At 66.1% G+C, this 13,669-nt stretch carries 13 protein-coding genes; 6 read left to right on the top strand and 7 right to left on the bottom strand.

Annotated features, from left to right (window positions below; translation table 11 throughout):
* Positions 1–7 precede the first annotated feature (7 nt).
* From ACT86A_RS23025 to ACT86A_RS23015, 3 genes are read right to left on the bottom strand one after another with little or no spacing between them, the layout of a single operon-like run.
* Complete coding sequence (locus ACT86A_RS23025; protein ID WP_445094274.1) at positions 8–1,363, bottom strand: wax ester/triacylglycerol synthase family O-acyltransferase; 1,356 nt, start codon at positions 1,361–1,363, stop codon at positions 8–10.
* Positions 1,364–1,385: 22 nt separating this feature from the next.
* Entirely contained in the window at positions 1,386–1,985 is a 600-nt protein-coding gene (locus tag ACT86A_RS23020; RefSeq protein WP_445094273.1) for an Rv1733c family protein, read from the bottom strand.
* 5 nt (positions 1,986–1,990) lie between these two features.
* Positions 1,991–3,007 carry an Acg family FMN-binding oxidoreductase gene (locus ACT86A_RS23015; protein ID WP_445094272.1) on the bottom strand — a complete coding sequence of 339 codons (1,017 nt, stop codon included), beginning with the start codon at positions 3,005–3,007 and terminating at the stop codon, positions 1,991–1,993.
* 285 nt (positions 3,008–3,292) lie between these two features.
* Between ACT86A_RS23015 and ACT86A_RS23010 the strand changes: the two genes are divergently transcribed.
* The 4 genes from ACT86A_RS23010 (at position 3,293) to ACT86A_RS22995 (ending at position 8,502) form a co-directional block, all read left to right on the top strand.
* The gene (locus tag ACT86A_RS23010) at positions 3,293–3,949 is read left to right on the top strand and encodes a response regulator (RefSeq protein ID WP_445094291.1); all 657 of its coding nucleotides are present in this window, start codon (positions 3,293–3,295) and stop codon (positions 3,947–3,949) included.
* 202 nt (positions 3,950–4,151) lie between these two features.
* Entirely contained in the window at positions 4,152–5,882 is a 1,731-nt protein-coding gene (locus ACT86A_RS23005; RefSeq protein ID WP_445094271.1) for a GAF domain-containing sensor histidine kinase, read from the top strand.
* Positions 5,883–5,954: 72 nt separating this feature from the next.
* Positions 5,955–7,091 (top strand): NAD(P)/FAD-dependent oxidoreductase, encoded by a 1,137-nt coding sequence (locus ACT86A_RS23000; protein ID WP_445094270.1) that lies wholly within the window; start codon positions 5,955–5,957, stop codon positions 7,089–7,091.
* 373 nt (positions 7,092–7,464) lie between these two features.
* Complete coding sequence (locus ACT86A_RS22995) at positions 7,465–8,502, top strand: cupin domain-containing protein (protein WP_445094269.1); 1,038 nt, start codon at positions 7,465–7,467, stop codon at positions 8,500–8,502.
* A 79-nt stretch (positions 8,503–8,581) separates the two neighbouring features.
* Here ACT86A_RS22995 and ACT86A_RS22990 read toward each other — a convergent pair whose 3' ends face one another.
* Complete coding sequence (locus ACT86A_RS22990) at positions 8,582–9,550, bottom strand: TIGR03557 family F420-dependent LLM class oxidoreductase (RefSeq protein ID WP_445094268.1); 969 nt, start codon at positions 9,548–9,550, stop codon at positions 8,582–8,584.
* 412 nt (positions 9,551–9,962) lie between these two features.
* On the opposite strand from ACT86A_RS22990, the gene ACT86A_RS22985 reads away from it, so the two are divergent.
* Positions 9,963–10,493: a hypothetical protein gene (locus ACT86A_RS22985; protein ID WP_445094267.1), complete on the top strand. Its 531-nt coding sequence runs from the start codon at positions 9,963–9,965 to the stop codon at positions 10,491–10,493.
* 134 nt (positions 10,494–10,627) lie between these two features.
* A complete protein-coding gene (locus ACT86A_RS22980; protein ID WP_445094266.1) occupies positions 10,628–11,731 on the top strand; it encodes a CapA family protein in 1,104 nt (367 codons plus the stop codon).
* Here the strand turns inward: ACT86A_RS22980 and ACT86A_RS22975 are convergent.
* The 3 genes from ACT86A_RS22975 to ACT86A_RS22965 form a co-directional block, all read right to left on the bottom strand.
* On the bottom strand, positions 11,712–12,380 hold the full coding sequence (locus ACT86A_RS22975; RefSeq protein ID WP_445094265.1) for a dienelactone hydrolase family protein: 669 nt from the start codon (positions 12,378–12,380) through the stop codon (positions 11,712–11,714). The two genes, ACT86A_RS22980 and ACT86A_RS22975, sit on opposite strands and share 20 nt — an antisense overlap.
* Before the next feature lie 381 nt (positions 12,381–12,761).
* Positions 12,762–12,920, bottom strand: a complete 159-nt coding sequence (locus ACT86A_RS22970) for a hypothetical protein (RefSeq protein WP_445094264.1) — start codon at positions 12,918–12,920, stop codon at positions 12,762–12,764.
* 337 nt (positions 12,921–13,257) lie between these two features.
* Positions 13,258–13,536, bottom strand: a complete 279-nt coding sequence (locus tag ACT86A_RS22965; RefSeq protein ID WP_445094263.1) for a hypothetical protein — start codon at positions 13,534–13,536, stop codon at positions 13,258–13,260.
* Positions 13,537–13,669 lie beyond the last annotated feature (133 nt).

Raw genomic sequence — 13,669 nt, 5'->3', positions numbered from 1 at the left:
GGACCGGCTAGATCGGCCGACGCAGCCGCCGTACCTCGGCGTGTTCCCGTAGCCGCTGGATCTCCCGCCCGATACCGTCGGCGATCACGGCGATATCGGGTGCGGTGTCGTAGTCTCCGGTGACGCCGAACGTCAGACGGTCGGCATAACTGAGGATCGCGATCGCGGTGCGCAACCGCATGGCGATCGGCACCACCGGTAGCAACTCCAACACCCTCCGTCCGCGGATGGTCAGTTCGTGACGCGGGCCGGGCACATTGGTCGCGATGGCGCCGACACTTCGCTGCGGGAAGCGTGCCAGCAGCCGGATACCCCACGCCATAGGCGCAAAGGGCAACCGCCCCACAAGCGCGATTATCGAACTCTCCGCGCGGGCCTCCCCGCTCGACTTGTGCCTCGACATCCGCGCGCGAATCACGTCCAGTCGCTCGACCGGATCGGCCACATCGATCGGCAGGAATGGCAGCATCGCCGAAACACGGTTGTCGAGAGCATATTTCCCCTCGGCGGCCCGCATCGACACCGGAACCAGAATGCGCAGCTTGTCGGGGGTCGGCCGCTCGTTCCGGCTGAGCAAAAGATCACGGTAGGCGGCAGCGACGACGGTCAGAACCACATCGTTGACGGTGGCACCGAACGCCGCGCCGATCGCCCGGAAATCCGACAGCGCGGCGCGTGCGACCACGTACCGGCGCTGGCGCCCGATGGGGCCATTGAGCGAACACGCGGCGGCCGGAGAGACGGCGGCGGCAGCCAACGGGACCAGAGTGCGCAGCACGCCGATCAGGTATCGCGGCATGATGACGGGCAGCCGGACTCCGCGGCGAGCGAAACCCAGCCATTTCAGCGCCGCACAGACCCGCGACTGCGGCGCAGCCTGGTCCGGCTGCGCCGCGACCGGATCGCAGAGATTCTCGAAGACCGAGATTCCCGATACGCCGTCGACCAGACTGTGATGCGCTCTGACGATCAGCGCCCACCGGTCCCCGGCGAGATGTTCCACCACGACGCACTGCCAGAGCGGGTGATCGCGGTCGAACCGCTCTTCCAGTTCGGTCGCGACGAGTTCGCACAGGGCAGGCTCGTCGCCGGGCTCCGGCAGCGCGGTCCATTTGACGTGGTGCGCGAGATCGAAATTCGGGTCGTTCTCCCACACCGGCGTGGCCAGGTCGAGCGGCATTCGGCGGACCTTCTGGCGCAGGCGGATGTTCTGTTCCATGCCTTTGGTGAGCATGGCGCTGAGTTCATCCCGGCTCGGCGGCATGCCGGAAATGATGGCTACCGCACCGATGCCGAGACTGAGGTGCCGGTCGGCGTCCTCCAGTTCCATGAAGCCCGAATCGAGAGGTCGCAGTTCCGTCATGGTGCACGCTCCGCATGCGTCACTAGGTGTCCGTGCCGATCGGCCTGCTCATCCGCCGCCACTCGGACTCCCAGGCCGCGCTGTGCATCCGGCCCAGCAACCAGCTGGTAGTCAGCACCAGAGCTACGGCAGCACAACATATTCCGGCCAGCGCCGCCAAACCGGCCAGTATTCCGGCCCAGGCCGCGTCGGAGGCCGGCCGCGGCGGCGTGGTGACGCTTTCATCCGAGCCGAGCCACACCGTGACGCGGCCGCCGAGTTCGGTCGCACCGGGAACCTCCACGGTCGCGGTGTGTTCCCGGTCGCCGTAGGTCCAACGCACGGGGGCTTCGCGCTGTTCTTGAATGCCCTCGTAGCGGGCTGCCGTCACCCTCCGCTCCGGTTCACCGGTTACGGTGGCCGTCACCGCGACTTTCTCGGCGTTCTCGGTACGAATCCGCGCTACGGCGCAGGTGTAACCCGCTGTCCCGGCCGCACCCGCCACCGGAACCGCGATCAGGACCACCACCGCGGCCAGCAGTCGCACCAGCGCCTCCCAGCGGTCCGAGGCGCGCATCAGCGGATTGGCGCTCCACGGCTGCGATCGCCACAGCCGAACCACGGGCGAGGGATACTGCGGCACCTGGATCACCTCTCTCGAGCACCCGCGTCAGAGACAGCCGGGTCCAGCGGATGCAGCACTTCGTCGAGTGGACGGCGGGGTGTTGCCGGCACCGGGCCGGCACCCTCTTGCGCCCAACCGATCCGGACGACGATGTGCGGGTAACCGTTCTCACCGAGAACATTCGTGCGGATCCGGTTTCTGGTGCCGGACAGCTCCAGCGGCTCCGTCAATGGGCAGGTCGCCAGACCGAGTGTCGTAGCGGCCAGCAACACCGCGCTGACGGCCTCGCCGGCCCGCAATCGTGACATCCGATCGTCTCTGGGCGTACTGAGCAGCAGCAGCCGGTCGGCGGCCTCGCCATCGCCGATAACCGCCTGCGGCAGCCCTGGATTCGAGAACGGCCGCACGGTCGGATCGGCGGCCAGCAGCACCGCATGCCCAGGTGCGCCGTGCCTGCCGCTCCACTGCGCGAGTTCCAGACCGTAGGAAAAGTCGCGGGCGTGTTCCCAGGCCGCCTGCTCGAATGCGAGCAGCAACTGGGTCCGACCAGGTTCGGCATCGACGCCGCGCACATGGACCCCGTTCCCGGCAGCGGCGGCGACGGCCGCGAGGTATGCGCCGGGTACGGTCCTGGCGGCGTATTGCCGGCGATCGCTATGCCGCCGGTCGATGGCGCCGGCCATCCGAATCGCTTCGGGAGTGGCGGCGGCGGCCTGGAATTCGACGACGGCCAGGTGCCGTGGCTCGGCAGGATCCGGCAGTCGATGGATCACTGTCTCCCACCCGAATCCGCGCACCGCTACGCGCAGATGATGCAGTGCCGCCCCACAACTCAACAGCAGATCGCGGCCATCCGGGTCCGTATGCGGCAGCCATCGGCTCTCGTCGGCATAGAGGTCCACGGTGCTGTCACCGACCCGCCACAACCATGGCTGGGTGTTGTGCACCGATGGCGCCCGCACCGCCGCGGCGAGGGCGATCCGAAGCGTGTCGCGGCCGGGATGTGCTCGCGGCATCGCGTGCCCGTTGAACTCAACCACGGATATGCACCTTCCAGCTGGCTATACCGCCGCCTTGGCCCTCCTTCAGCATCGCGCGATGCGGCCGCGCAGATAGCAGTCGAAAGTCACCGAATGCGGGGCCATCCGCCACGGATCAGCCCAGGCGCCGGGCCGGCTACGGTGCGATGCTTCGACGAACTCCGAGCCCGTCGGACGCCGATGTGACGAACGGTCGTCCGGAAAAAGGGACCTTGGTCCCCACCCAGAGGGCCACTGTGCTGCGTAGTGTCGACCCCACCGCTTCTTTCCGGATTGGACGCCACCATGATCACGGTGTTTCTGGTCGACGACCACGAAATAGTCCGCCGCGGCCTGGTCGATCTGCTCTCGGCGGACCCGGAACTGTCCGTCGTCGGCGAGGCGGGCAACGTCGCACAGGCTCTGGCCCGCATCCCTGCGCTGCGGCCGGACGTCGCCGTGCTCGATGTGCGTCTGCCGGACGGCAACGGCATCGAGCTCTGCCGCGATCTGCTGTCCAAACTCGAGGATCTGCGCTGTCTGATCCTCACCTCGTTCACCGATGAACAAGCCATGCTCGACGCCATCCTCGCCGGCGCCAGCGGGTACGTCGTCAAGGACATCAAAGGAATGGAGCTGGCGAAGGCCATCAAGGAGATCGGTGCCGGACGCTCACTGCTCGACAACCGCGCGGCCGCCGCCCTGATGCAGCGGTTTCGCGCGAACACCCAGCAGGATGGCCCATTGGCCGGACTCACCGACCAGGAGCGCAAACTGCTCGATCTACTCGGTGAGGGCCTCACCAACCGGCAGATCGCGCAGCGCATGTTCTTGGCCGAGAAAACGGTCAAGAACTACGTCTCCCGATTGCTGGCCAAGCTCGGTCTCGAACGGCGCACCCAGGCGGCCGTCTACGCGTCGAAACTGCGGACGCGGTCATCCGGGTCCACGGTCGACTTCTGATCTTCGCCACTGCTACCGGCCCGTCCGCCGCCCAGCTGGCCGAACGCGACCCGCGCACGCACTCGGGCCCGACGGCTGATCAGCTGAATTCGGCCACGCGCCACTTCCGTGGCCGGGTTGCCGTGCGTTCACTTCGAGCAGTGCGTGAAATAACCTTGCTCTATGGCCCCTGCCATGCACGAACCGGGACGCGGGAACCATCATGACCGATGACCCGCTGAGCGATACCTACTCGGTGCGCGACACGCTGTCGCAGCTGCGGCTGCGGGAGCTGCTCGCCGAAGTCAAGGACCGCGTCGAGCAGATCATCGACGCCCGCGACCGGATGGACGGCCTGATCGAGGCGATGCTCTCGGTTACCTCCGGCCTGGACATCGATCGCACCCTGCACACGATCGTGCAGGCCGCCACCTCTCTCGTCGACGCTCGCTACGGCGCACTCGGCATCCGCGGCCACGAACAGCAACTCATCCAGTTCGTCTACGAAGGCATCGACGCACCGACCAGGAAACTGATCGGTGATCTCCCGCAAGGTCACGGTGTCCTCGGATTGTTGTTCAGCCAGCCCAAACCGATCCGGCTGGACAACCTGGCGGACCATCCTTCCTCGGTCGGATTCCCCGCGCATCATCCGCCGATGCGCACCTTTCTCGGCGTCCCCGTCCGCATTCGCGACGAGGTCTTCGGCAACCTGTATCTCACGGAAAAGGCCAACGGCCAGCCGTTCACCGAGGACGACGAGGTCATCGTGCGGGCCTTGGCCGCGGCGGCCGGCATCGCCATCGACAACGCCCACCTGTACGAATCCGCGCGCACCCGGCAGGCCTGGATCGAGGCCACTCGCGACATCACCACCGAATTTCTCGCGGGCACCGCATCCGACCAGGTGCTGGCGAATCTGGTCGACGCGACGCGTCGGCTCACCGGCTCCGAGCAGATGTTTCTCGCGGTCGTCCCGGACCCCGACAACAGCCCGGCGGACATCACCGAACTCCTGATCACGCATGCCGCGGGCGCCGAAGCCAACCAACAGCCCGTCAAGCTCCCCTTCGGGGACACCACGATCGGTAAGGCGTTCCAGCTGCGGGCACCGCAGCGTCTCGACGACACGCGCCGCGCCGATCTCGGCAAGATCTTCCCGGACGCCGGGCCGGCACTGGTCCTGCCCATGCAGACATCCGACTCCACCGTCGGTGTGCTGATAGCGCTGCGTTCGGTGGAGTCGGCGCCGTACGAGGACGAAACTCTCGAATTGACCGCCGTCTTCGCCAACCAGGCGGCGCTGGCGATCCAATTGGCCGACGCGCAACGGCGCATGCGGGAACTGGATATTTTGTCCGACCGCGACCGGATCGCCCGGGATCTGCACGACCACGTCATCCAGCGGCTGTTCGCCGTCGGCCTCAGCCTGCAGGGCATTGTGCCCCGATCGCGCGTGCCCGAAGTACGGGAGCGGCTCGCCGACGCGATCAACGACCTACAGGACGTGGTCCAGGAAATCCGTACCTCGATCTTCGATCTGCACGGCGGCGACGGCCACAGCGCCCGGGTCCGGCAGCGGATCGAGGAGGCGATCCGGCAGCAGACCCGGTCCTGTCCGATCCGTACATCCGTCCACATTTCCGGGCCTCTCTCCGTGATCGAACCCGAGTTGGCCGACCATGCGGAAGCCGTGGTGCGCGAGGCGGTCAGCAACGCGGTCCGGCACTCCGGCGCCCAGTCGGTGTCGGTCGCCATCGCGGTCGCCGATGACCTGACCATCCTCGTCGAGGACGACGGCTGCGGAATGGCCGCGAATGTCACCCGCAGCGGCCTGACGAACCTGGCCCGGCGCGCCGAGGAAGCCAACGGGACCTTCACGATCGCCTCCGGCACCGGCCCAGCGGGGCAGCCGACCGGGACTCGGCTGTGCTGGAAGGTCCCACTGCGCTGAGCCTCGGCTCGCACCTGGGGCAACCTGGTCGTTCCACCCACGCAAGTGGTGGTCCGGGTGAAGAATGGCGACATGCGAACCGTGCTCATTCTCGGTGCCGGGTTCGGGGGGTTGGAGTTGGCCACATGTCTGTCGGGTTCCCTACCCGGCGAAGTCTCGGTCGTCCTCGTCGACCGGAACGACTCCTTTTACTTCGGCTTCGCCAAGCTGGAGGTCCTGTTCCGGGACGTGCCGCCGCACGCTGTTCGGGTTCCCTACCGCGACCTCGCGCACCAAGGTGTCGAATTCCGGCGGGAAGAAGTCACCGCGATCGACCCGCGGACCCGCCATGTGGTGACCGACCGATCCGAATACGAGCCGGACATCCTCGTCGTGGCGCTCGGCGCCGACTACGACCCGGCCGCGACCCCTGGGTTCGTCGACGACGGGTACGAGTACTACTCGATGGACGGCACATGCCGATTGCGGGACCGGCTCGACAGCTTCGACGGCGGGACAGTGATCCTCGCGATCCTGAGCGTCCCCTTCAAGTGCCCGCCCGCGCCCTACGAGGGTGCGATGCTCCTGCACGAGAAGCTGATTCGGCGCGGCGTGCGCGCCCGTACCCACATGCAGGTGATCACTCCGATGGACTCGCCGATCCCGGTGTCCCCGGATAGCTCTGCCGCCCTCGTCGAGGCGCTGACCCAGCGCGGCATCGAGTACTGCCCCGGGCGCAAGGTGCACGCCCTCGATCCGAGCAGGCACGTGGCGCTCACCCGGGCCGGTGATCTCGCCTACGACCTGTTCATCGGGATCCCGAAGCATCGAGTCCCAGCCGTCGTCGAGGCGTCAGGGCTGACTGCGGGCGGGACCGATGGCTGGATCGCCGTCGACCCGCGCACCCTCGAAACGCCCTATCCGGGCGTCTACGCCATCGGCGACTGCGCCGATGCCCCGGTCCCGCGTGCGGGTGTCTTCGCCGAGGACGCCGCCCGCACGGTCGCGGCGGGCATCGCCGCGAAGGTGCGTGGATCGACGCCGTCCGAGCGGTTCCACGGCCGGGGCGTGTGCCATATCGAGTTCGGCGGGGGGCTGGTCGGCAAGGTCGATGCCGATTTCCTCTCCGGTCCGGCGCCGGTGGCGCCGTTCTCCGCACCCTCGGTGGCGCTCGCCGAAGAGAAGGCCGCCTCAGCTGCCGCTCGGCTCGGCCGCTGGTTCGCGGGCTGATCGGTCGGTCCGCCGCACAGTTCGCCGGCGCGACGTCTTGTCCACGCATCGGCCCTCTGATTCGCCTCGGATGCCGAGGTCATCCTTCCGTGGGTGACGCCACCGAAGGACCGAGCGGATGGTCGGCAACATTTCCAGGCTATCGGTATTTCGATTGTCGCCGGCAGCTGGAGTCGTGCGGCACAACATATTCCGGCGGCTTTCCCGACCGGCAACTCTCTGTCGAAAAAGCTGTCTGCCGAACAGTCTGCCGAAAGTCCTCGACGGTATGTAACGGCATTGCTCCCAATGCTTCCATACCCGCGTGCGTTCGCCGAGATTACCGGCATGATCGGACCCGAACCGCACTTCGATCCGCGAGCCAGGAGGAACCGTGCGCATTCCCTCGATTCACGTCGCCTCTCTGTGGCAGGGCGAAGAGATCTACCGCGGCGAACTCGGCTCGCTGACCAGGCTCACCGCCGACAACTTCCCGATTCTCAGCAATCTCTCCATCAAACGTCTCACTCTGACGCCCGGTGCGATCCGCGAACCGCACTGGCACGCCAACGCCACCGAACTCACCTACTGCACCGCGGGGCAGGCGCTGGTTTCGGTGCTGGACAACGGCAGCAATTTCTCCTCCTTTCTGGTGAGCGCCGGGGAAATGTTCCACATCGATTCCGGCGCGCTGCATCACGTGGAGAATATCGGCGAGACCGACGCGGAATTCATCCTCGCCTTTCGCCACGAACGACCCGAGGACTTCGGATTCAGCGCCGCGCTCGGCGCGATGACCGACTCCGTGCTCGGCAACACCTACGATCTGCCCGCCGCGGACTTCGCCGAGATCCGGCGCAGCACCACAGCCCGACTCATCGTGCGCCGCGCGGGCGATCCGGAAATCCCGTTCACCGCCCATTTCGGTGACCCGCACCACTTCGCCATCGAAGCAATGCCGGCTTCGGTGGATTCCCCGGTCGGCTCCGCGCGGACCGCACGGGAACAGTTCTGGCCCGCACTGCGCGACCTCTCGATGTACTCGCTGCGAGTCCGGGAAGACGGCATGCGCGAACCACATTGGCATCCCGTCACCGCGGAAATGGGCTACGTTCATCAGGGTTGTGCCCGCATGACGATCATGAATCCCGATGGCGCCCTGGACACCTACACCGTCAGCGAGGGTGAGGTGTACTTCGTACCGCGCGCGTATCCCCATCACATCGAAGTGATCGATGCGCCGCGTATCCACCTGCTCATCTTCTTCGACCAACCGACACCCGCGGACATCGGCTACCGCGCCTCGATGAGCGCCTACTCTCGTGCGGTGCTCGCCGCGACCTTCGGCGTCGCCCTGGACGAACTCCCGGACCTGCCCTTCACGCCGACCGATCCCTTGATCGTCACGCGCAACAATCCCCTCGCTCCGTAAGCCGGAACCTGGCCCGAACGCAGTACGTCATTGCCCTCGGATCGATTTCCGGGAGCGGCCGAAGGAATTCAGCCGCGGTTCAGCTGCTCGGGCTCAGCGCGCGCAGGGGTTCGTCGAGTTCGCGCCGGTAGAAGTCGAGAAAGCCGTCCGGGTCGGGACCCGCGTTCTGCATGACGAGATGATCGAAACCCGCGTCGCTGTACTGCTTCGCGGCGTCCAGATAGCGGGCCGGGTCGGGGCCGCAGGCGAAGTTGTGGAGGATATCTTCCAGACGGACCGTGGTGGTCGCGGCGGCGAAGTTGACCGGGTTGGGTAGTTCGCTCATTACTTTCCACCCGGTGACCGCCCACCGCGTCGTGTCCAGCACTGCCTTGGCGGCCGTCTCCTCGTCCGGAGCCCAGGCCACGGCGACCTCCGCGTAACGCGGACCCGAGCCACCCGCTGCGCGGTAGTCCTCGACGAGGTCCGGCTTCGGTTCGGTGGCGAACAGGCCATCCCCGAGTTCCGCGGCGATTCGAGCTGCTTCCGGGCCACCCGCGGCGACAGCGATCGGCGCAGGCTCATCGGGCAGATCGAAAACCCGGGTCTCGGAGATGGTCAGGAATTCCCCATCGTAGGAGTGATAGCCACCGCGCCAGAGCAGCCGGATGATCTCGAGCGCCTCGCGCAGCATCCGTTGCCGGATACGCACCGGAGGAAACTCACCACCGACCACATGCTCATTGAGGCGTTCACCCGAGCCGACCCCCAGCGTGAACCGGTTGCCGGACAGGATCGCCAGGGTGGCTGCGGCCTGCGCGATGATCGCGGGGTGGTATCGCAGGATCGGGCAGGTCACGCCGGTGGCCAGGTGGATCCGCTCGGTCTTCGCCGCGATGGCGCCGAGCACGGTCCAGGCGAATGGTGAATGGCCCTGATTGTCCAGCCACGGATGGAAGTGGTCACTGATCTCGACGAAGTCGAATCCGAGCTCGTCCGCGCGAATCGCCTGGCGGACAAGCTCATTCGGACCGTATGCCTCGGCCGCCAATTTGTATCCGATACGCATCGTCACCTCCTGCCGGGCTGCGAGAAGCCGGTCGATTGCCGGGCCGGCTCGTGGCGGGCGTACCCGGCATCCGATACAGAAAACCGCGAATGCGAGACACCATCCGATCCGCAGCACTCCCCTGCGGTCAGCAACACTCGGGCTAGATGCCGACTCTCCCGTCATGCCGGATTGACACGCTTCTCGAACGGAGGCAACAGCTGCCACGCACGTCGCTGCGCCCTGGCGAAAAAGCCGACGAAGCGCTGGAAAACCGATGCTCAGAGGGTCGATCGTTCCCGACCCGGAACCCCTCGGATCCGGATCCAATGCTCGCCGCGGCCGGGCCATCCGTTCCCCGTGGCAACGATATCCGGCGAACTTTCAGCGTTTCGCTGTGTGTCGCGTGTGCGCAACAGCGTATGGTCGCGCTATGCCGACACTGACGTCGATTGACACGGGGGCCGAGCATCTCGCCTGCTGGGTGACCGTCGTCGGGCAACGGCTCCACCAATTGCCCACAGCAAACCCGGATGTCCTGCTCGCCCACGCTATGAGCGGGTTCCTCGCGATCGGGCGGGCGAGCATGGCCCTGCTGACCAGCTCGCTGAATCCGACCGATATCCGCGACCACGATCTGGTCTTCGAAATTACGGCCGACGCGGAACGATGGCTCACCGACGCGGCCACGGAACCGATCGTCAACCAGGTCACCGACCGCGGTGAGCACATTCAGCGCTACCTCAGTCCCGCCGCGCTCGACACTGTGGCCAAGGCGCGCTTGCGACACTGCGCGCAGGCAACGGCGATCCATACCCGAGACTTGCTGATCGCGATCGACAACGACCCGACCGCACCGGTCGACATCCGTGACCTCGCCCGCGATCTCGCGGCCCGCGCCAACGTCATCGCCACGGTCTATGCCGACGACCCGCAACAGTTGCTCTCGATGGCCAACCGCTGATCCGTTCCCGGCCACACCCGACTCCGTGCGGCTCCGCGATCCTGGGCGTGGTTGCGAACCACCGAGCGCATTTTCCCGCTCGCGAGCGTGTCCCTGCACGAGCGCATGGCCGGCGGAAGATCGACAATGGTGGTATGTCGACGGTTCTGCTGGGCGGCGACGTCATGCTGGGCCGGGGTGTGGACCAGATTCTGGCGCATCCGGGCGAGCCGACGCTGCACGAACCGTACGTCGACGATGCGCGAACCTATGTGGAGCTGGCCGAGCGGGCATATGGTGCGTTCGCCTATCCGGTCGATTACGGTCGGCCCTGGGGTGCGGTCCTCTCGCTGCTCTCCCAGGTCGACCCCGAGGTTCGACTGATCAACCTGGAGACCTCGATCACCGCGGGTGGCTTGTTCGCGCCCGGCAAAAGCGTCCACTATCGGATGAACCCGGACAATTTGCCGGTGTTGACCGCGATCGCGCCGGTCGTCTGCGCTTTGGCCAACAATCACGTCCTCGACTTCGGTATCCCAGGGCTGGCCGACACCCTCGAAGCGCTCGACTCCCCAGGCATCCGCCGTGCCGGGGCGGGCGCGAATCTGAACGAGGCACAGGCACCCGCGATCGTGGACCTCGACCACGAACACCGGGTCGTGATCGTCTCGGTCGCCGGCGGATCCAGCGGGGTTCCGGAATCCTGGGCGGCGCGACACGACCGGCCGGGCTTGTGGCGGGTCGGCGAATCACCGAGCGCTCGGGCCGCCGATGACGTGGCCGCAAAAGTATTGGCGCACAAGCGCGACCACGATATCGCCATTGTCTCAGTGCATTGGGGACCGAACTGGGGCTACGGGGTGGCGTCGAGCGAAAAGCAGTTCGCGCATCGTTTGATCGACGCCGGGGTCGATGTCGTACACGGACATTCCGCACACCATCCGCGGCCGATCGAGATCTACCGCGGCAAACCGATTCTGTACGGATGCGGCGATGTCATCGATGACTACGAGGGCATCCACGGTCACGAGCGGTACCGCACCGAACTGCATTTGCTCTATCTCGCGTCCATCGATGCCGACACGGTGCAGGTGCGCATGATTCCGCTGCGAGAACGGCACATGCGCCTCGAGTGGGCCACCCGGGGCGAAGCTCGCTGGCTGTGCGAGATGATGGAGCACATCAGCCACGACTTCGGTACCCGCGTCGCGTCGCGACCCGATGACTTCCCGGTGGTGTTCACCGCCGCACGACCGTGAGATGGCGGTGGAACCAGTCGCGGGCGAGATCCGCCACCTGTTCCAGTGCGCCCGGTTCCTCGAACAGATGTGTCGCGCCGGGCACCACGTCGATCTCACTCGGGCACGGCATCCGCAGCCGGGCCGCCCGGTTGGCCTCGAGCACCCAGTGGTCGTTGCCGCCGACGATGAGCAGCGTCGGCGGCCGGACCTGCGCCAGCCGCGGACCGGCCAGGTCGGGGCGACCACCGCGGGAGACAATGGCCGCGATCTCGGCGCCGGGTTCGGTGGACGCCCACAGCGCCGCTGCGGCGCCGGTGCTGGCTCCGAAGTAACCGGTCGGCAGTCCGCTCAATTCGGGACGCGTCCGCAGCCAGCGGGTCGTCTCGATCAGGCGTTGGGCGAGCAACTCGATATCGAAAATCCGCGAACGCTCGCCCTCCTCGTCCGGGGTCAGTAGGTCGACCAGCATCGTCGCGAATCCGGCCCGATTCAGGACCTCGGCAACGAAACGATTCCGCGGGCTGTGCCTGCCACTGCCGCTGCCGTGTGCGAAGGCAATCACAGCGGTGCAGTCCTGTGGGACAGCCAGCACCCCCGCCAGCCGGATACGTTCCGGCGGCACGATGACCTCTTCTGTCCGCGTCACGGGATAGGGTGTCGACGACATCGAACACCTCCTGGTATCCGGCCTACCCGATCGAGCCGGTGATACGCAAGAGGGAGGCGAGTGGTCGCCGGTAGTCGGGCAGGGTCCGTATCCGAAGATCGTTTCGATGTGATCACTTTCGCGCGCCACGGGAGGCGGCAGAGAATTCCCGAACTGCTGTCACCCGGCACAACGTTCCTTCTGGCCGATACAACGCATGCGACATGGACGGTTTGATTTCCTCCGACAGGCTATCGGTATTTTTCTGCGGGCGATTCGAGGCCCGCGCCCCGAAAAAGTCCCTCGGGGTGATCTTCCCGTTACGCACCACGAGCGAACTTGACTTTTCCTTGCCTAGCGTTTGCCGGCCATACGGTGAACCATGAAATCCGTGAGTCAGATTCAAGAGTCATCCAGTAGAAGGATCGCAATGTCCAGAGGAATCACGAAAATCTGCGCCGCGACCGCAATGGTCTTGTCACTTGGCCTCATCGCAGGTCCCGCCGCCTCCGCCGAAACGCCATCCGACGCGGCGACGCCGGCTTTCGGCTCGGCCTTCATATGCATTCCGCTCGGTAGCGTCGTCTGGTGTATCTGAGGCCTTCTACGCGGCGGACCACAGTGAGCTGAATGTGGCCTGCATTCGCAGATTTCGACGCAGTCATCAGGTGAGTTAGGAGGCGCAGCCTGCAGCTGTCGCCGTCCATCGATCAGCCGATGCGGCGACGCTGCCGATCGTAACCGAAACGAATCCCCGGCCGCGCCGCCCGAACTGTACGCCATGGGCGGCGCCTATTCGTTTTCTTGCTTTGCGCTCCAGCTGAATTCGGCGGTCAGCCTATTGCCGAATCCGAATTTCGCCTCGCCGCAATCGACGCCGCCCTGCCGCAGGACCTGCTCAGCCGATCAGCGCGTTCATGATCGTCCCCGCGCTGGTGGCGATGACGCCGCCGAGCATGCCGCCCGCGACCATTTTCGCCGACGCGAGCGGACCGCCCTGCCATTTCTCCCAGGCGAATCTTCCGCCCGCGTACATGATTCCGGTGACACCGGAGAGGATCACGAACCACGTGAAGTATCGGAGTAGCTGGAGGATCTTGTCCGAATTGGGTGGAGCCTCGGGGACAGGATCGTCCACCTGAGCCATCAGGAAGGCATCGACTGCCGCATGGATCATCATTGATCTGTCTCCGTCGCGTTGCCGCTGGACAAGTTATACGCAATCGCTATGACGATCGAAGTATCGCGATCGACGCGGCATCCGTCAACCCTCCGCCAGGCCGCGGACATCCGCGGCCGGCCGATGGTGA

The sequence above is a fragment of the Nocardia glycosmidis genome (assembly GCF_052545115.1).
Note: the sequence above shows the minus strand (reverse complement) of the source record. Positions and strands in the feature narration are given on the sequence as shown.

What these genes read in the sequence shown, in the direction of transcription:
- ACT86A_RS23025 (WP_445094274.1), bottom strand. Translation starts at nt 1,363, where the DNA reads ATGACGGAACTGCGACCTCTCGATTCGGGCTTCATGGAACTGGAGGAC.
- ACT86A_RS23010 (WP_445094291.1), top strand. Translation starts at nt 3,293, where the DNA reads ATGATCACGGTGTTTCTGGTCGACGACCACGAAATAGTCCGCCGCGGC.
- ACT86A_RS23005 (WP_445094271.1), top strand. Translation starts at nt 4,152, where the DNA reads ATGACCGATGACCCGCTGAGCGATACCTACTCGGTGCGCGACACGCTG.
- ACT86A_RS23000 (WP_445094270.1), top strand. Translation starts at nt 5,955, where the DNA reads ATGCGAACCGTGCTCATTCTCGGTGCCGGGTTCGGGGGGTTGGAGTTG.
- ACT86A_RS22990 (WP_445094268.1), bottom strand. Translation starts at nt 9,550, where the DNA reads ATGCGTATCGGATACAAATTGGCGGCCGAGGCATACGGTCCGAATGAG.
- ACT86A_RS22985 (WP_445094267.1), top strand. Translation starts at nt 9,963, where the DNA reads ATGCCGACACTGACGTCGATTGACACGGGGGCCGAGCATCTCGCCTGC.
- ACT86A_RS22980 (WP_445094266.1), top strand. Translation starts at nt 10,628, where the DNA reads ATGTCGACGGTTCTGCTGGGCGGCGACGTCATGCTGGGCCGGGGTGTG.
- ACT86A_RS22975 (WP_445094265.1), bottom strand. Translation starts at nt 12,380, where the DNA reads ATGTCGTCGACACCCTATCCCGTGACGCGGACAGAAGAGGTCATCGTG.
- ACT86A_RS22970 (WP_445094264.1), bottom strand. Translation starts at nt 12,920, where the DNA reads ATGAAGGCCGAGCCGAAAGCCGGCGTCGCCGCGTCGGATGGCGTTTCG.
- ACT86A_RS22965 (WP_445094263.1), bottom strand. Translation starts at nt 13,536, where the DNA reads ATGATCCATGCGGCAGTCGATGCCTTCCTGATGGCTCAGGTGGACGAT.